Annotated in this window: 17 protein-coding genes and 1 pseudogene; 5 read left to right on the forward strand and 13 right to left on the reverse strand. The window is 44.0% G+C overall.

Annotated features, from left to right (window positions below; all coding sequences use genetic code 11):
* Positions 1-31 precede the first annotated feature (31 nt).
* Positions 32-169, reverse strand: a pseudogene (locus AACT18_RS10800) (transposase).
* Positions 170-393: 224 nt separating this feature from the next.
* Positions 394-1,455, reverse strand: a complete 1,062-nt coding sequence (gene sohB, locus AACT18_RS10805) for a protease SohB (protein ID WP_094125653.1) — start codon at positions 1,453-1,455, stop codon at positions 394-396.
* A gap of 90 nt (positions 1,456-1,545) precedes the next feature.
* Here sohB and AACT18_RS10810 point away from each other — a divergent pair, with 90 nt between their 5' ends.
* Positions 1,546-2,289, forward strand: coding sequence for a YciK family oxidoreductase (locus tag AACT18_RS10810; protein WP_094125654.1), 744 nt, complete (start codon positions 1,546-1,548; stop codon positions 2,287-2,289).
* 131 nt (positions 2,290-2,420) lie between these two features.
* On the opposite strand, the gene AACT18_RS10815 is transcribed toward AACT18_RS10810, so the two are convergent.
* A complete protein-coding gene (locus AACT18_RS10815) occupies positions 2,421-3,365 on the reverse strand; it encodes a chemotaxis protein CheV (RefSeq protein ID WP_017048555.1) in 945 nt (314 codons plus the stop codon).
* A gap of 90 nt (positions 3,366-3,455) precedes the next feature.
* Positions 3,456-4,673 carry a sugar metabolism global transcriptional regulator Mlc gene (mlc, locus tag AACT18_RS10820; protein WP_013856420.1) on the reverse strand — a complete coding sequence of 406 codons (1,218 nt, stop codon included), beginning with the start codon at positions 4,671-4,673 and terminating at the stop codon, positions 3,456-3,458.
* A 279-nt stretch (positions 4,674-4,952) separates the two neighbouring features.
* On the opposite strand from mlc, the gene pyk reads away from it, so the two are divergent.
* Complete coding sequence (pyk, locus tag AACT18_RS10825) at positions 4,953-6,401, forward strand: pyruvate kinase (protein ID WP_017045267.1); 1,449 nt, start codon at positions 4,953-4,955, stop codon at positions 6,399-6,401.
* 18 nt (positions 6,402-6,419) lie between these two features.
* Here pyk and AACT18_RS10830 read toward each other — a convergent pair whose 3' ends face one another.
* Positions 6,420-7,619 (reverse strand): patatin-like phospholipase family protein, encoded by a 1,200-nt coding sequence (locus AACT18_RS10830; RefSeq protein WP_094124670.1) that lies wholly within the window; start codon positions 7,617-7,619, stop codon positions 6,420-6,422.
* A gap of 18 nt (positions 7,620-7,637) precedes the next feature.
* The gene (cydH, locus tag AACT18_RS10835) at positions 7,638-7,727 is read right to left on the reverse strand and encodes a cytochrome bd-I oxidase subunit CydH (RefSeq protein WP_094123948.1); all 90 of its coding nucleotides are present in this window, start codon (positions 7,725-7,727) and stop codon (positions 7,638-7,640) included.
* 38 nt (positions 7,728-7,765) lie between these two features.
* Between cydH and AACT18_RS10840 the strand changes: the two genes are divergently transcribed.
* The 3 genes from AACT18_RS10840 to AACT18_RS10850 all read left to right on the forward strand — a co-directional run bounded on the left by AACT18_RS10840 (position 7,766) and on the right by AACT18_RS10850 (position 10,479).
* Positions 7,766-8,446, forward strand: coding sequence for an outer membrane beta-barrel protein (locus AACT18_RS10840; protein WP_094124669.1), 681 nt, complete (start codon positions 7,766-7,768; stop codon positions 8,444-8,446).
* Between the two features lie 477 nt (positions 8,447-8,923).
* Complete coding sequence (locus AACT18_RS10845; RefSeq protein WP_017045264.1) at positions 8,924-10,384, forward strand: sodium-dependent transporter; 1,461 nt, start codon at positions 8,924-8,926, stop codon at positions 10,382-10,384.
* Complete coding sequence (locus AACT18_RS10850) at positions 10,384-10,479, forward strand: MetS family NSS transporter small subunit (RefSeq protein ID WP_010319106.1); 96 nt, start codon at positions 10,384-10,386, stop codon at positions 10,477-10,479. The genes AACT18_RS10845 and AACT18_RS10850 overlap by 1 nt, the downstream gene beginning before the upstream one ends.
* 362 nt (positions 10,480-10,841) lie before the next feature.
* Here the strand turns inward: AACT18_RS10850 and ptsG are convergent, their stop codons facing one another.
* From ptsG to fabF, 7 genes are all read right to left on the reverse strand, one after another.
* Positions 10,842-12,272 carry a PTS glucose transporter subunit IIBC gene (ptsG, locus tag AACT18_RS10855; RefSeq protein WP_013856413.1) on the reverse strand — a complete coding sequence of 477 codons (1,431 nt, stop codon included), beginning with the start codon at positions 12,270-12,272 and terminating at the stop codon, positions 10,842-10,844.
* Positions 12,273-12,699: 427 nt separating this feature from the next.
* Entirely contained in the window at positions 12,700-13,485 is a 786-nt protein-coding gene (locus tag AACT18_RS10860; protein ID WP_094125419.1) for a TatD family hydrolase, read from the reverse strand.
* A complete protein-coding gene (gene holB / locus AACT18_RS10865; protein WP_094125420.1) occupies positions 13,476-14,462 on the reverse strand; it encodes a DNA polymerase III subunit delta' in 987 nt (328 codons plus the stop codon). Before holB ends, AACT18_RS10860 begins: the two co-directional genes overlap by 10 nt.
* 9 nt (positions 14,463-14,471) lie before the next feature.
* The gene (tmk, locus tag AACT18_RS10870) at positions 14,472-15,116 is read right to left on the reverse strand and encodes a dTMP kinase (protein ID WP_017045261.1); all 645 of its coding nucleotides are present in this window, start codon (positions 15,114-15,116) and stop codon (positions 14,472-14,474) included.
* Positions 15,113-16,129 carry an endolytic transglycosylase MltG gene (gene mltG / locus AACT18_RS10875; RefSeq protein ID WP_094125421.1) on the reverse strand — a complete coding sequence of 339 codons (1,017 nt, stop codon included), beginning with the start codon at positions 16,127-16,129 and terminating at the stop codon, positions 15,113-15,115. The genes tmk and mltG overlap by 4 nt, the downstream gene beginning before the upstream one ends.
* The gene (gene pabC, locus AACT18_RS10880; protein ID WP_094125422.1) at positions 16,126-16,923 is read right to left on the reverse strand and encodes an aminodeoxychorismate lyase; all 798 of its coding nucleotides are present in this window, start codon (positions 16,921-16,923) and stop codon (positions 16,126-16,128) included. The genes mltG and pabC overlap by 4 nt, the downstream gene beginning before the upstream one ends.
* 77 nt (positions 16,924-17,000) lie before the next feature.
* The gene (fabF, locus tag AACT18_RS10885; protein ID WP_026028275.1) at positions 17,001-18,245 is read right to left on the reverse strand and encodes a beta-ketoacyl-ACP synthase II; all 1,245 of its coding nucleotides are present in this window, start codon (positions 18,243-18,245) and stop codon (positions 17,001-17,003) included.
* Positions 18,246-18,327: the final 82 nt, after the last annotated feature.

An 18,327-nucleotide genomic window follows, 5' to 3' on the forward strand; every position in this document is an offset into this window, starting at 1 on the left:
GGGTTATATAACTGACTTATAGCTGTAAGCTTTACGGAACCCCCAGCCTAGCTGGGGGTTTTCTCGATACAAAAANACCATAGAACACCTGCCTTCGGTACTTAGGTGCAAAAACTACATGATATTTACAATTCTATCGCGTGTGCGCTAAGCTCTTTTCGTCCCCCATTGGGACCCCCTTTCAATTCTTAATTAACTCTTGCAGTTGCCAGACCACAAGACGTTTTTATCAAATTGAAAGGGGTTATATAACTGACTTATAGCTGTAAGCTTTACGGAACCCCCAGCCTAGCTGGGGGTTTTCTCGATACAAAAAGCGGAGAAGTAACGCACTTCTCCGCTTAATACTCTCTTGAAAAATAATCTGCCTGCTTCGAGAAAGACGCACCTAACCTAAACGATTGGCCGTTGACCGCGACTGATCAATTTCAGAAGCACGCTATCAGCCGCTTCGCCCGCAACACCAGCCAATTTATCAGTCAGTTTTTTCTTCTGCACATAATGGATTGCCAGTACCGTTTTATCTTTACACGCAGCAACCACTAAGTCGTCAGAAGTTTTGATCTCATCAACTAAACCGAGCTCTTGAGCTTGAGTCCCAAACCAGTGTTCGCCAGTGGCCACTTTCTCAAGGTCAAGCGCTGGGCGATGCTCGCGGATAAAATCTTTAAACAGTTCGTGAGTCTCTTCGAGTTCTTGCTTGAACTTATCGCGCGCTTTATCACTGTTTTCACCAAACATAGTCAGCGTGCGTTTGTATTCACCTGCGGTCAGTTGTTCAAATTCAATATCATGTTTTTTAAGCAGTTTATTAAAGTTAGGTAGTTGCGCGATAACGCCAATAGAACCGACAATCGCAAAAGGAGCGGCCACAATTTTATCAGCAATACACGCCATCATATAACCACCGCTGGCGGCCACTTTATCAACTGCGATGGTTAGGGGTAACCCAGCTGCTTTAATGCGATCGAGCTGCGAAGAAGCTAAACCATAGCCATGCACCATGCCACCGCCAGTCTCTAAACGCAGCAACACTTCATCACCTTGACGAGCAACGGCGAGAATGGAGGTCACTTCCTCGCGTAGCGAACTCACTTCTTTGGCATCAATACTGCCGTTGAAATCCAAGACAAAGAGATGCGGTTCACGTTTGGTATCTAACGCTCCCTCTTTGGCCGCTTTTTTGATCGCTTTGTCACGTACTTTGTTTTTCTCTTTTTCGCTTTTCTTTTCTGCTTTATCGCGAGCCTTCAAGAAAGCATCATCATGCAGATGCTGTTCCATCTGCTCGACCATTTCTTTATGACGCTCGGTTAAATTCACCACTTCCAGCTCGCCTTTCTGCGCGCTGTTTTTTCCGCCCACTGATTTCACAATGACCAATAGCACAACAAGAGCGACGACGATTGTCGCAATCTTGGCCAAAAATAGGCCGTAGTCCAATAAAAATTCCAACGTCCTAATCCTCATAGGTTTTAATTTGGTGTATTGTAACCACCTTGTCACGAAGACTTAAAGCAAATCATAACAATAAGGAAGCACAAGGTGGATTATTCAGTTTCTGCAGATGCCCTCAAAGATAGAGTCATTTTAGTTACAGGTGCTGGCGACGGTATCGGTAAACAAGCCGCCATCAGCTATGCAGCCCACGGCGCAACCGTCATTTTGCTCGGCCGCACGGTGAAAAAGTTAGAACAAACTTATGATGAGATAGAAAACGCTGGCTACGCAACACCTGCGATTGTTCCGCTGGACATGAAAGGAGCCACCAAGCAACATTACCTCGATATGATCGATACCATTGCAGAGCAGTTTGGTCGCTTAGATGGTGTGCTACATAACGCGGGTCTTTTGGGTGTGATCAGCCCGTTTGAGCAGATCGGTGAAGATTCTTATGACGATGTCATGCAGGTCAACGTCAAAGCGCAATTCTTACTCAGCCAAGCGGCGCTGCCATTGCTGCACAAATCTCCAGATGCGCGGATTGTATTTACGTCTTCAACCGTAGGCCATGATGGTCGTGCTTTTTGGGGCACTTATGCTATGTCAAAATTCGCCACAGAAGGGATGATGCAAGTGCTAGCTGATGAGCTAAGCAACACATCAATTCGAGTGAATGCAATTAATCCCGGTGGCACGCGCACAGGCATGCGCGCCAAAGCTTATCCCGCTGAAGATGTGGAGCTGTTGAAAACGCCTAAAGATATCATGCCGCTTTATCTCTATTTAATGGCGCCGGAAAGCCAAGCCGTGAATGGTCAATGTATCGATGCACAACCGAAAGAGTAATGGCTTAGCTTTTTCTTAATCTTTCAATGCCTTGCCTCATCAGCAAGGCATTGTCGTTTGAGGTGAACGTTACTATTTCATGTCAGCACATTACATTAGAGACGACTTTATTGTAATGATGGCTAAAAATCTTACGAAAGCACATCACGTAATCGGTCTTGTGCCACTTGTACTAATAAATCGGGTTGGAATTTAGAGATAAAACGATCACAACCCACTTTTTGTACCATGGCTTCATTAAAGCTGCCACTGAGTGACGTGTTTAACGTAATAAATAGTGATTTCATTCTCGGATCATTACGGATCTCGGAAGTCAGTTTATAGCCGTCCATTTCTGGCATTTCAGCATCGGTGATCATCAGTAAAAGCTCACTCGTTACATCTCTTCCTTCATCGCTCCACGACTTCAGAAGATTCAATGCTTCTAAGCCATCTCTGCATTCGACAATTTCCAAACCAAGCTGTGAGAGCGTCCCTTTTATTTGGTTACGAGCCGTTGAAGAATCATCCACAATCAGAATTTTTCGCCCGACCATCTCCGCAACCAAATCATGATCAAGAACACCTTCTGAGATAGAAACGTCATAATCAATAATCTCAGCTAACACTTTTTCAACATCAATGATTTCAACAATATGGCTACTGTTGACCTCTTTAACATGGGTGATAGCGGTAAGGTAATTAGAACGGCCAGCTAAACGCGGTGGTGGCTGAATTTCAGTCCATGCGGTATTGATAATATTGCGAACTTGCCCAACCAAAAAACCTTGAATGGTTCGATTGTACTCAGTGATGATGAGGTTCTGTTCCTGGCTATCCAAGCGAGATGGAGGAAAACCGATCGCACTGCGCAAATCAATGACAGGAACTGGCACTCCCCTCAATGAGGCTACACCCGTAATATTATGATGAGAACCGGGCAATTTCGTTAACTGAGGAACTTTGATCACTTCCCTCACCTTAAATACATTGATCGCAAAAATTTGCCGGCTATTTAAGCTGAATAAAAGCAACTCAAGTCGATTCTCTCCGACAAGATTGGTGCGCTGGTCAACCGTATTTAAAACACCTGACATACGAAATCCCGAAAATTATAGTGAACTCACATAACAGTATAGCCATATGGGTTAATTGTAAAAAATATAAATGATCTAACCGCGAAAAAATTAACCTTCGACAACTTTCATCAGCAAAAGTCCATCATAGAGAGCTTGTTTAATCAAAGCCGCACCGGGCATGGTTGCCTGTTTATAAAAACGTGATTCCACTAATTCGAGATCTTGATGATAGACAGGTAAGCTCTGCTCTTCGATGCATTTTTGCAATGCAGGGTATAACACGTTCTTAGCTTGGTTGATAACACCACCGATAAGAATTTTTTCTGGGTTAAACAGGTTGATCACAATTGCGATTGCGGCCCCTAAATAACGCCCTAGTTTCTCTATCACATCCACCGCTAATGGGTCACCCTCTGCTGCGGCCTCACAGATATCTTCAATAGTGATTTCACTGTGCTCAGTCAATGATGAAACCTCACCGTTTGCAATACGCAGCGCCACTTCTTCACGAATTGCTTGCGAACTGGCGACTGTCTCCAAACAGCCAATATTGCCACAATGGCAACGTTTACCGTGCGGATCAATTTGGATATGACCTAACTCACCGATATTCCCGTGCCGACCTTGCAGCACCCTGCCATCAAGGATAATGCCGGCCCCTAAACCGTGGTGAATAGAGATAAGAACCGAATTTTCATTGCCTTGCGAGTGGCCAAACAACTTTTCAGCCAGTGCCCAAGCTCGGGTATCATTCGCCACAAATACAGGTAGGCCCGTTGCCTTATAAATTTCAGGACCAAGAGCCAGATTTTCCACATTGTAATGAGGCATCTGCAGCACAATCCCTTGCTCTGAATTCACTAAACCGGGCAAGGTAATTGCGATACTCGTCACTCGATCCAATTGCGACGAGTAGGTTTGAAAAAATTCTTCAATTTCGTAAAGCAACCTAGCGAGCACGTCATCTTGGTCTAGCTCATGGATCTCAATTTTGGTGTCGATCAACACTTCACCACCCAACTCATGCAGGGCAATAATTAGGTAACCACGCCCTAAACGCATGGATAAAAATTGCCATCCCTCATTATTGGTTTGTAAACCAACGGCTGGGCGGCCACGGCTGATCGCTTCTTGTACTGTCGTTTCATGGATTAAATGAGCTTCAATTAACTCACGAGTAATTTTGGTAATACTTGCCGGAGCAAGCTCACTCTCCTTCGATAAATCGATGCGAGAAATGGGACCTTTTTGGTCAATGAGTTTATATACACGACCAGCATTGACCTGTTTGATATGATCAATATGGCCTGGTTGCGCCATATACATTGGGAGCTCCAGAAATCAATAACATGCCAATTTTTTTACTTTGCGAAGTAATTGTGAAGCGCTTTAGTATATTGCCGTGACAAGCATCACGGATATACCTAGATCTTCGTGTATTTAGCCAATAAACTGCCATTTGTTTACATTCAAAAAATATGAAACTCCTCTTTTTTTGTGACAAAAATCATCTGACACCTGTCGATAAATTTCACTCTTATTCCCTTTCTTTCGCCAGATCTTGCATATACTCAATCTAGATTCCCGCCCCATCAGGAGAACACAATGACCGCTGTGTTAAGAAGAACAAAAATCGTGACTACTTTAGGCCCATCAACAGACAAAGGCGAGATATTAGAGGCGATTATCAAAGCTGGCGCAAATGTTGTGCGCATGAATTTTTCACATGGTAGCTCCGAGGACCATAAACTGCGAGCGCAACGAGTAAGAGCTATCGCTGCTAAGTTGGGTCGCCATGTCGCTTTACTTGGTGATTTACAAGGACCAAAAATTAGAGTCTCCACATTTAAAGAAGGAAAAGTCTACTTAAATGAAGGTGACCGATTTGTTCTTGATGCAGAGCTCCCCCCAGGGCAAGGTGACCAAGACTCGGTTGGCATTGACTACAAAAAACTACCACAAGATGTGCAACAGGATGACTTGCTGCTATTGGACGACGGACGAGTACAACTACTCGTCACAGCAGTCGATGGTGCTAAAATACACACCATAGTCACCGTCGGTGGTCCACTTTCAAATAACAAAGGCATCAATAAAAAGGGTGGCGGTTTATCGGCGGAAGCGCTGACCGAAAAAGACAAACGAGACATACTACTCGCCGCCGAAATACAGGTTGAATATCTGGCCATTTCATTTCCTCGCAATGGCGAAGATATGAAATACGCGCGCCGCCTCGCTCGTGATGCAGGCCTTGAGGCCAAGCTCGTGGCGAAAGTGGAACGGGCAGAAACCGTGGCCAGTGATCACAATATTGATGACATCATTATGGCCTCCGATGTGATCATGGTCGCTCGTGGTGACTTGGGGGTAGAAATTGGTGATCCTGAGCTGGTTGGTGTGCAGAAAAAGCTGATCCGCCGCGCTAAGGCACTCAATAGAGTAGTGATCACAGCAACACAAATGATGGAGTCAATGATAGAGAACCCAATGCCAACCCGCGCGGAGGTAATGGATGTTGCCAATGCGGTGCTTGACGGAACCGATGCGGTGATGCTTTCAGGTGAAACTGCTGCTGGGAAATACCCAGTAGAAACGGTTCGTTCGATGGCCGAAGTGTGTGTCGGCGCGGAAAAAATGATCGAAGCTAGCCAACAAAATTACCGAATCGATACTTCGTTTGTGACTGCTGAAGAGACCATTGCGATGTCCACTATCTACGCGGCCAATCACATGGAAGGAATCAAAGCCATGGTGACTCTGACCGAATCAGGAAGAACAGCGCTTATGACCTCACGCTTAAATTCTGTACTGCCTATCTTTGCTATGTCGCCCAATGAACGAAGTTTAAACCGCTGCGCTCTATATCGGGGAGTCACACCCGTCTATTTTGATACCAAAGCAGACACTGGTTTTGATGTGGCCGTTGCAGCTCTCAATACGCTTAAGGAGAAAAAATTGTTAGAGTTCGGTGACTTAGTGATCATCACTCAAGGTGACATTATGGATGTCGAAGGGTCAACCAACTGCATGCGTATCCTGCCGGTCCTTGAATAACCCGTGATCCCCGTTGACTTAATGGTCGCGGGGAAAATAATCCGATGATGCAATACGGGACTGATATGCCGACTGCGCTTGGTTAAATTGGTCGATAAAGCGATAACCCGCCGTCAGTCCCAGCTCATAATCATAAAGCAGATCTTCTTGACTGCTTAAGAGAGATCTTGACCTCAATGGTTCGCTGGGCACAATCTGTAGGATGTAAACATCATCCGGCGGCGCACGCAAAAATTCTTGAGTAAGAGAATAAGTTTGGTAATGCACCATTAACATATCCGCTAACCCCGAATCAAACTTGTCACCAATTAAATGACTCAAGCGATAAATATCATCAGCGCCAAATAACCAGCGTCCACCATTGAGTAGCTCCAAATTCATTTGCTCACGTTTTTGTAGCTTAGAACGTTCTATTTGTTGATGGAGAAGACCACTCCACTCTTGCTTCCAGTAAGACAATTTTTGTCGCCACTGACCTTGAATATTTTGCAAAGGTTCATGTAACCAATGAGCCTCGTTGTAAGGCTTAGCAGAAGGCAACGGCTTCATCGGTAACCCACTCTCTACCGCGTCGACATCAGGACATTCAGTGCGGATTACCGCGACAAAACGGGCACCTCTACGCCATGCCTCCTGAACTGGAATTGATGCCGATACTCCACCATCAATATATAGGTCATCACTCAGCTTGACTTCATGCGGATATAAGCGGGGAATCGCACAGGTGGCAATCAACACCTCTCTCCAGTTACTTGCTAATATCGGGAAATAATGGTCGTGGAGTGAGTGTGCTGAGGTAACAGCAGCATAAGCTTTTCTTTTCGCAAGGACTTGGGCTCCCATATCGACATCCAACCGATAAGGAAATTCCGATATGCGATCTAAAGCCCAATCCAAGTTCATGAACTGCTTACGCCGAACGTAGCTAAATAGATTAAAAAAATTAGCATCCGTGGTTAGTTCTAAAATAAAAGCCTTGCCTAACCCATGTTGACGGCATAGGTAAGCGCACAAATTCAATGCACCTGCAGAGGTGCCATAAAATTCATCAAAGGGATCAAAATTGGAAAGAAGGAACGCATCTAACACACCTGCGGTAAAAATACCTCTTTGGCCACCACCTTGGGCAACCAATGCATTTTTTCCTCCAATGTACTTCGAGAGCCGATCTAAATCCGCTCTCGTCTCTTTATCAGAGATAGTTCCACTAGTGTTCATCAGCAGAACCCTCGTTGATTAATGGCTGATAGCGATCAAACCAAAACCGACGAGAATAGTAAAGACCGTTGCAGTAATCACTAATGCATATTTTAGATCAAGTTCCATAGCCACCTCCTATCAGATAACAAAGTAATAACATCAGTGTGAAGTATCTTCAAGAATCGTTGGTTTTTCGTGCACAATTATGGAGTTACCATCACAATAACCTAATCGTTAAAAAGTGGCTTAGGTTAATAATTATGCATCAATACAATAAAATCATTCTTATCATAGGAGCTTTATCTGCTCACTATGCACAAGCGCAAGTCATCGTCTCTCCCTTTTTTGGGTATATCATTGGGGGCGAAGTCGAGGATCAAGCCAGCAATGAATACGATTTAAAAGCTTCCTCTGGTTATGGCCTCGCTATAGAAACTGATTACGAAAAAGGCCGAATTGGTCTGTTTTATGCCACTCAAAACACCTCTGTTGAAACCATTAACACGGATGCCAACATCCATTATCTCCACTTTCAAAGCAGCATTTATTATCCGACAAGCCAACAATTGACCGCTTATATAGGCCTAGGTATCGGTGGTTCTTATACGGATGTTGACTGGGCTAAAGATAAATATGGTTTTTCTTCAAGCTTGTTTGGGGGTTTTGAGTATGCCTTTACCGATAACATTGCGCTGAATAGCCAAGTGCGTTGGTTAGGTACCTCTGTTGACAACGAAACTTCAGAAACCTGCACACTGCCCTCTTCAGAAACGTGCGCGATTCGTTTTAAATCTGATTGGATCAATCAATTTTCGGCTAATATCGGCCTAACAGTTCGTTTTTAAACCAAGATAAAATTGTGGTGTGATTCACTAGTGAGTGTATGTTTTTCAGTCATACACTCTTCGACAAAAAATAGTTTTATCATTTATATTTTTTAGACAACGAAGTTATAAATTCCATTCTTATTAAAAAATGACGTTCATTCCACCTAAATCCCAATTAATTAACAACTAATACACCATCAAAAAACCAGAGAATAACATTTACAATCTATTGCCTTAACTTAGATTAGTCTGTAGTCTCGAACCCATGCGTAGCTGATTATTTCAGATACAGCAAACACACATCGAACTATTAAGAACAATATTCTGAGTTCTCTGAAAGCTGACAACATATAACACTAACTTTTTGCCAGTTCATGGATGATGGCGCAAATATTCACGGTCTATTTAGTGTACCGATAGTATTCATCACTCCAACACTGGCTCCGCAGCCGAAGAGAAGCTTCATACCTCAGGGAAGTCGTAAAGGAGTAAACAATGAAGCGAGAACAATGGGGATCCCGTGCAGGGTTCATTCTGGCTGCCGTAGGTTCGGCTATCGGTCTTGGAAACATATGGCGTTTCCCTTATATGGCTTATGAGAATGGGGGTGGTGCATTCTTCATCCCTTACCTTTTCGCCATGATCACAGCGGGTATACCGTTTATGATCCTAGAGTTCAGCATGGGTCAAAAGCATCGCGGTTCAGCACCAGCCACTCTGGCTAAAATTCACGCAAAATTTGAATGGTTAGGTTGGTTCCAAGTAGGGGTTGCCGCTATTATTGCTGTGTATTATGTGGCCGTTATTGGCTGGGCTATTTCCTACTTTGGTATGTCGTTTACACAAAGTTGGGGAACCGATACTAACGCTTTCTTCTTTAGCAACTATTTAGCACTAGGCGATAATTCACCGACCAATCTCGGTAGTATTCAATGGAAAATCGCCATTGCAATGCTGATTGCATGGGCCATTACTTATGCTGCTATCGTCGGTGGAGTGAAATCTGGAATCGAACGCGCTTCAAAAATCATGATGCCAATACTGTTTATCATGGTACTGCTTTTGATTGGCCGCATGATTTTCCTACCAGGTGCATTAGATGGTGTGAACTACATGTTTGAGCCTGACTTTGACAAGATCTGGGATGTGAAGGTTTGGGCTGCTGCTTATGGACAGATTTTCTTCACCCTAAGTATTGGTTTTGCCATCATGCTGGCGTATTCCAGCTACCTTCCTGAGAAATCAGACATAACGAATAACGCCTTCATGACAGTATTGATCAACTGTGGTTTCTCAATTCTGGCGGGGATTATGATTTTCTCTGTTCTTGGCTACATGGCTCATGAACAAGGCAAACCGTTGACAGAAGTCGTGTCTGCGGGCGTTGGGCTTGCATTCGTTACGTTACCAGCGGCTATCAACCTATTGCCAGCGCCCTATATTCTTGGGCCAATCTTCTTCTTTGCACTTGTTGTTGCAGGCCTAAGCTCACACATATCAATCATTGAAGCCGTCACCTCAGCCGTCATCGATAAGCTAAAATGGAGCCGTAAAAAGGCCGCTAATGTAGTTATCAGCGTAGGGTTTTTGGTTTCAATGGCCTTTGCGACCAACGGTGGCCTGTTGCTACTCGACCTTGTCGACCACTTCGCAAACAACGTGGGCATTATGGCGAGCTGTCTAGTGGAACTTACGCTTATGGCATGGCTATTTAAGATTTCTGACGTACGCAAATACGTGAACAGCATTTCCGATTTCAATATTGGCGTGTGGTTTGATATTTGTCTGCGCTTTATCTCACCTGTGATTTTGGCCATTATTGTCGCCACAAAACTGAACGCTCTATTCACAGAGGGTTACGGTGGTTATGACCTCACCCTAGGATGGGTCATGATCGGGTTACTATTCGCTATAGGCGTAACAATCAATGCAACAAGCCGCAAGGAGTGCAACTAATGACGACAAGTGCAATTATTATGATGATTATTGGTTTGGGCATTACGTGGGGTGGCGCCGCCATCTGCATTAAAAAAGCCATGAACAAACAATAATCCTGTTGATTCTAAAAGCCGATGTCATCATCGGCTTTTTTTATGCCTGTCGACAACCGCTACACCTGCCTCTTGAAGCCAAACCTATTCATGCCACCCAAACCACAGCAAAATTAAACAAGTGATGTGAATAAAGGAATAGAGCGAAATAGCCCTTACTTGATTATCGTTTGAGATAAAAGAGAGTTAAGTCAACAAGCCAAGCGAGAGATCCGTCTTATCGCCGCAAGCGGACAACTCAACTAATAAATGAGATGGCAATGATCAACTTATAAAAATAGGGAATGGCTAATGAGCGAGTTAGCGGCAAAAGAAAAGGAGGCTTTCGCCTCCTTTTTTATAGGGGAATGAAAAGATATGAATTAACCGTGGTTACGGATCCACTCATCCATTTCAGTTTTAAGGTTGTCAGACTTAGTACCAAAGATAGCTTGAACGCCACCCGATACAACAACAACACCCGCAGCACCAAGCTGTTTCAATTTCTCTTGGTTTACTGCTTCTGTTTTAGCAACAGAAACGCGTAGACGAGTAATACATGCATCTAGGTTAGTGATGTTTTCTTTACCACCAAAGGCTGCAACAAGTTCACCAGCTAACTCACTACCTGTAGCAGAAGAAGCTTCTTCAGATTCATCTTCACGACCTGGAGTTTTCAGGTTCATCGTACGGATAACGAAAGTAAACACGACATAGTATAGAACTGCATAAGCAATACCTAGACCAACCAATAGCAACATGTTTTCAGCACGAGGAGATTGAACAACAAAGTCAATGAAACCGTTCGAGAACGTGTGACCGTGAACAACACCTAGAGCGTTAGTCAATACATAAGCAAGACCAGCTAGCAAAGCATGAACAACATAAAGTACTGGAGCGATGAATAGGAACGAGAACTCAATAGGTTCTGTAATACCCGTTAGGAATGAAGTCAATGCAGCTGACGCCATGATACCCATTACTTTGGCACGGTTTTCTGGTTTAGCACTGTGTGCAATTGCAATTGCTGCAGCTGGAAGACCGAACATTTTGAATAGGTAGCCACCCGCTAGTTGACCGAAACCGTTACCTGCAGCGCGAGACGCATCATCAGCAGTCAAGAAACAAGTCATGATACCGTGAACGGTAGTTCCTGCATTGTTGGTACATGTACCTGCTTCATAGAAGAAAGGCACGTTCCAGATGTGGTGAAGACCAAATGGAATCAATGAACGCTCAACAACACCGTAGATACCAAATGCGGTTACTGGGTTTTGGTTAGCAGCCCAATCAGAGAATGTTGCGATAGCTGAACCTACAGGAGGCCAAATGATAGATAAAACAATACCTAGAGCAATCGCAAGGAAACCCGTAATGATTGGTACTGCACGTTTACCCGCGAAGAAGCCAAGATATTCAGGAAGTTGAATTTTGTAAAAACGATTGAATGCCCAAGCAGCAACACCACCTGCAAGGATACCACCAAGAACGCCCGTCTCGATGTTATCAACACCCATTACGACTGCCATTACTTTTAGCGTCGCAACCATGATGCCATAGCCAACAATTGCTGACAGGCCTGAAACACCATCGTTATTCGTGAAGCCTAATGCTACACCTACTGCAAAGAGTAGTGCCATTTGACCAAAAACCGAACCACCAGCTTGTTCCATTAAATGTGAAACAACTTCTGGTAGCCAGCTAAAGTTCGCTGCACCCACACCAAGCAAAATACCCGCAACTGGTAAAACTGATACTGGAAGCATCAGAGCCTTACCAACTTTCTGCAGGTTTGCAAAAAGGTTTTTAAACATGTTTATGCTCCTGATTAAGTTATTAGAATTGTTTGGGTTCTAACGGCACACCCCCGTAGCCTAAATGTTAGCACCCAATGAAAATGTAACCACATATCGCATTATATTTTTCGCCTCTAAATATATCTTGATGCCACTCAAACTTTCTAGTTAGTAACGAAATTTTGTTTCAAAACAATAGACCGATCACAATGCGGGAGGGTGTAAACTCTGCCAATCAATTAATATAACTACATGTTTTATAATGACATTGTTAACAATACCATTAATTTCACAGAGTGAATAAAATTAGCGCACTTGTTATTTTTAGTAACAAAATTACAATTTTAACTTTCAAGCTTATTTTTTCAACAGATTAAGTAAACAAGGTAATAAGTTGTTAATTATCACGCTAACTTGATAAAAAACGCCGTCTTACACGCATTTCTCACGACAATTCAACTTTCCGTCGCAAAAAAAGATTTTGGTAATTTTCGGTCGTTTTTTCTTCAATTTCTTTTAATGACAGATTTTTTAGCTGTGCGATATAAGCAGCAACCTCAACAACGTAGGCCGGCTGATTTTGCTGACCACGGTGTGGAACCGGCGCAAGATAAGGGGAATCAGTTTCAATCAGCAAGCGTTCCAAGGGCAGCGCCTTCACAACTTCTTTCAATTCTGTCGCTTGTCTAAACGTGACAATTCCTGAGATAGAAATATAAAAGCCAAGCTCCATAGCGGCTTGTGCAAAGGCAAGATCTTCAGTAAAACAATGGATAACACCACCGCACCTTTCTGCCCCACCATCACGGAGCATTTCAAGAGTATCGGCCCGGGCATTTCGTGTATGAATAATCAAAGGTTTGTTAAGGGCAACGGCGGTTTCAATGTGCTGTGAAAACCGTAACTTCTGTAATTCAGCCGTTTCCGGTTGATAGTGATAATCTAGCCCCGTTTCGCCAATCGCGACCACTTTGGGATGACTCGCGTATTGATGGAAGCGGGTCAATTCAAAATGATTTTCAACGTCAAGTGGATGAACACCACAAGAAGCATGAACATTATCAAAGGGCTGAATAAGCTCTAACATTGGTTCAAAAGAATCCAGCGTTACGCCAACAGAAAGCAATTGCTTAACATTGGCTTGACGAGCTTTTTCTACTACATCAGCAACATCGATATGGAGCGTATCGTAATCAAGTTTATCTAAGTGGCAGTGCGAATCTACAAACATGTTTTCTCATCATTAAAGTTAAATAGCCAATCGCTGATCAGTAGCTCGCTATTGAGCCCACTAAACGTCTTTAGTTCTTCCATCAAACGAGTTAATGCCTTGGTTTGGCGATAAAGTACTGGGTAGCTGATCTGTTTTGCTAATCGAAGGCTAATCGGAAGCTGCTGCTGTTCAACCACGCCAAATTGTACCTTTTGCGTATCGGTCAACATGGTCCACAACCAAGCCAAATATTGGGTAGGCGCCTCATTAATCTGCTTCACACAAGCGGAAATATCGGCACTAGTATCGGTTAAGCAATGAGCAATATTTTGCTCAAAAGCCTGATATTTTGCTAACTCTCCCGATTGAATAAACGCCAACGTATTTAGTGGTGAATAACCATTTAAATGCGCCGCATAAGGAGGGACAGGTTGCGATGTCTGTTCACTTAACCAATGCGAGACTTGTTCACTGCTCGGTGGTGTCAGCACCGTTTTTTGACAGCGACTGATAATGGTTGGGAGTAATGGGTTGACACGAGAGGCGACAAGTAAGAAAAAACAATTGCGCCCCGGAGCTTCTAACGTTTTGAGCAGTGCATTCGCTGCTGATTCATTCATGGAATCGGCGGGATTAATAACGATAAAGCGAGCACCAGAAAGCTGCGCCGATTCTTGAGCCAACTTATTGCATTGCCTAATTTGATCAACGGTAATCGCCTTCCCCTCTTTTTCAGGCGAGATCAGATGAAAATCAGGGTGACTACCAGACTTCATCAATTCGCAGCTATGACAAAACCCACACGCTTCTGAATGGCTATGCGAACACATCACTGCTGCACTCAACTTCTCAATGAGCCGTTCAGCGCCCAGCCCTGAGGGAGAAACGAGTAAGCTCGCCGCTGGGAACTGCTGGTTATTGAGGCTGGTTTGCCACTGAAGCCAATAGCCTGCTAACCAAGGATACAGATCATTTATCATTAATTTGTTACTCAATGTTTAGCCCTAGTTTCTCTCTAGCATATTGGTTTCTAGAAACTGGGTTAACGCTGCTTTGATAGAGAATGCCACCGCTTCTATTGTTTGTTCAGCATTAATCACAGCCACGCTTTTATCTTCCTTAGCTAGGGCAAGGTAACGTTCACGCGTGCGCTCAAAAAAACCAATATCCATTTTTTCGATACGGTCAAGCTCACCTCGACCTCTGGCTCTTTCTAAACCGATGCTCGGATCTAGGTCCAAATAGAGAGTAAAATCTGGCTTAAAATCACCTAGCGTTACCTTTTTAAGGTTTTGCATCGTTTCTAGCGGAATTTGCCTCCCACCACCTTGATAGGCTTGAGAGGACATATCATGGCGATCACCAACCACCCACGAACCAGCCGCAAGTGCAGGCTTAATCACATTTTCAACCAATTGAACACGAGCGGCGTACATTAATAACAGCTCAGTCATATCCTGAAGCACTTCACCTTCATGCTCTTCTTTAACTAAGGCGCGCATTTTTTCTGCTAAAACAGTTCCACCCGGCTCACGAGTATGAGTGATATTTGTCACGCCGAACTCAATAAGTGTTTCTCTAATGGATTGAATAGCAGTGCTTTTTCCTGCGCCTTCTAAACCTTCTACAACAATAAATTTAGCATTCATGACTGGGTTCTTAACTGTTTTAAATAAGCGCGAACAGCGCGATTATGTTCATTCAATGTTTTAGAAAAAACGTGTCCACCAGAGCCACTGGCAACAAAATACAAATAATTGCTCTGCTCTGGGTTTAATGCCGCTTTGATTGAGGCTTCCCCCGCCATCGCAATAGGCGTAGGAGGTAAACCAAAAATAGTATAAGTATTAAATGGCGTCGGTGTTCTTAAGTCTTTTTTACGAAGATTGCCATCGTAGGCATCGCCAAGCCCGTAAATGACCGTAGGATCAGTCTGTAGCCGCATCCGTTTATTGAGTCGATTGACAAAAACGGAGGCAATGCGCCCTCGCTCTGAAGCAATAGCCGTTTCCTTTTCAATAATTGACGCCAAAATCAACGCTTCATAAGGCGTTTTAATTGGCAGATTTGGCTGGCGATTGACCCAATGTTGATCGAGTATTTTCTCAAGACGTCTATTGGCCCTTTTTAGGATCTCAAGATCGGTCGTTCCAAAAGGGAAATGATAAGTCTCCGCTAGAAACAATCCTTCAAGCTTTTGCTGCTCAATGCCTAATTTTTGGGCAATGTCGGCTTCTGCCAAATCAGCTATCGTGTTTGTCACGCCTTCGGTTTGTGCAAGCAGAGCTCGCCACTCATTAAAGCGGCTCCCTTCGACAAAGGTAATAGAAAACTGATGCTCTTTACCGGATATCACGTCACTTAAGAGATCGATCAATCGATCTCCGGGTTGTACTTGGTAAGTTCCCGCCTTAATTTTGGTTATTTCAGGATGCAGACGTCGCACTAACTTGTACATCGAAAAATCCGTTATCCATTTTTTCTCATTCAATAGCGTTAATACGCCATTAAGGCTTGTACCAGATTTTATGGTCACGACTTGCGATGAAGGAAGCGATAGAGGCTGTTCTAAATAAGCATCTACCTGTCGCTCAATGTAGAAATATCCAGCTCCAACGGCGATAATGATCAGTAGTAATACAACGAGAATTCGATTAATCACGAGTTAAAACGCTCCTGAAAATAGCGTGTTATTTTACCAATAGGGAAAATCGTATTTGCAATTGCCGTGACAGGCGCAACGCCTAATAAGGAGTTAGTAATAAACACTTCATCTGCCGACAATAACTCTTCTAATGAGAATGCTCTCACCTCAACCTTGAGATCGGTAGCCGCCGCCAATAATACACGGCGAATAACCCCAGCTACGCCTGCATTGTCTAAGCTTGGCGTACATAACCTATCCCCTGACACCCAAAAAATATTTGCAACCGTAGTTTCTATGACATGCTCATTGATGTCTAGCGCGATGCCGTCAGCGTACCCTTTTGCATCCATCTCTGACTTCAATAAAACTTGTTCTAGTCGATTGTTATGTTTGTGACCCGCCAATAATGGCGAGAGTCCCATCCGCTGTTGGCAAACACCAAGCTCGATACCATCGGCTATCCACTGCCCATAATGGGCTGGATACTCAAAGGTACTGATAGTGACTTGAGAATCGCCAACGTTAGCAGGGCTATAACCCCGACCACCTTGTCCGCGGCTAATATGAATTTTCACACCGGATTTCGCGGTACTAGGAACGATCGTTGAGAGCCAATGTTCAACTTGCCGCCAATCAGGGGCGGGAATAGCTAAACACCGCAAACAAGATTCCATGCGTTCAACGTGCATATCCCAATATTGAAGCTCACCATCGCAAACGAGAATCGTTGTGAAGCAACCATCCCCATACTGAAAAGAGCGATCAGTAAGAGATAGAGTGTCACTAGGTTGTCCATTTACCCAAAACATCGTGCTTACTCCACAAAAAGAAACGGCTCAATGCTAAGCATCAAGCCGTTCAAACTCAAGTGTCACAACCACAATCATTAGATTTTTTTGAAAATCAACGAGCCGTTTGTACCACCAAAACCAAAAGAGTTACAGATTGCATATTCCATACCTTCCACTTTGCGGGCAGTGTGTGGAACAAGATCAATGCCTAAACCTTCTTCTGGATCATCAAGGTTAATGGTTGGTGGAACAATTTGGTCAACTAATGACATAACGGTGATAATGGCTTCTACAGAACCAGCCGCGCCTAGCAAATGACCAGTCATCGATTTAGTAGAAGAGACAAGAACTTGTTTCGAACCTTCTTCACCTAAAGCGCGCTTAACACCTTTAATTTCCGCAACATCACCAGCTGGAGTCGAAGTACCATGAGCGTTGACGTAACCGATTTGAGTACCTGTTACGCCCGCATCACGCATCGCGGCTTCCATCGCTAACGCACCGCCTGAACCGTCTTCGCTTGGTGAAGTCATGTGATAAGCATCACCAGACATACCAAAGCCAACTAACTCAGCGTAAATCTTCGCACCGCGTGCTTTAGCATGTTCATATTCTTCAAGAACCATAACACCCGCACCATCACCTAGAACAAAGCCATCACGGCCCTTGTCCCAAGGACGAGACGCTTTTTGCGGTTCATCATTACGCGTAGACAATGCTTTTGCTGCGCCAAAACCCGCCATGCCAAGTGGTGTCGATGCTTTTTCTGCACCACCTGCCACCATCGCATCGGCATCACCGTATGCAATCATACGTGCCGCATGGCCAATGTTATGTAAACCTGTTGTGCATGCGGTAGAAATAGCGATATTTGGACCACGAAGACCACGCATGATAGACAAGTTGCCTGAAACCATGTTGACAATCGTTGAGGGTACAAAGAACGGGCTCACTTTACGTGGGCCTTTTTCTACCAAGGCATGATGGCCAGTTTCAATCAAGTCAAGACCACCAATACCAGAGCCGATAGCAACACCGATTCTTGGGGCATTTTCTGGAGTTACTGTGATACCAGAATCATTAAGTGCTTGGATACCCGCCGCAATACCGTACTGGATAAAGAGATCCATCTTACGGGCATCTTTTTTAGACATATACTCTTCGCAGTTAAAGTCTTTGACTAGACCTGCAAAACGAGTTGAAAAATTGGTGGTATCAAAATGTTCGATATTAACGATACCGCTTTGACCAGCTAGCAGGGCTTTCCAAGAAGATTCTACAGTGTTGCCTACCGGTGACAACATACCCATGCCAGTGACAACGACACGACGCTTGGACACGATCATATTCTCCGGAGTTGAAAAGTTCTATGAGAGGTATAGAAGAGTTAGAAAAACTCAGGCGGCCAGAGGGCCGCCTGGG

It is taken from the genome of Vibrio sp. V04_P4A5T148 (genome assembly GCF_963875605.1).
In the GTDB taxonomy this organism is placed as follows: domain Bacteria; phylum Pseudomonadota; class Gammaproteobacteria; order Enterobacterales; family Vibrionaceae; genus Vibrio; species Vibrio anguillarum.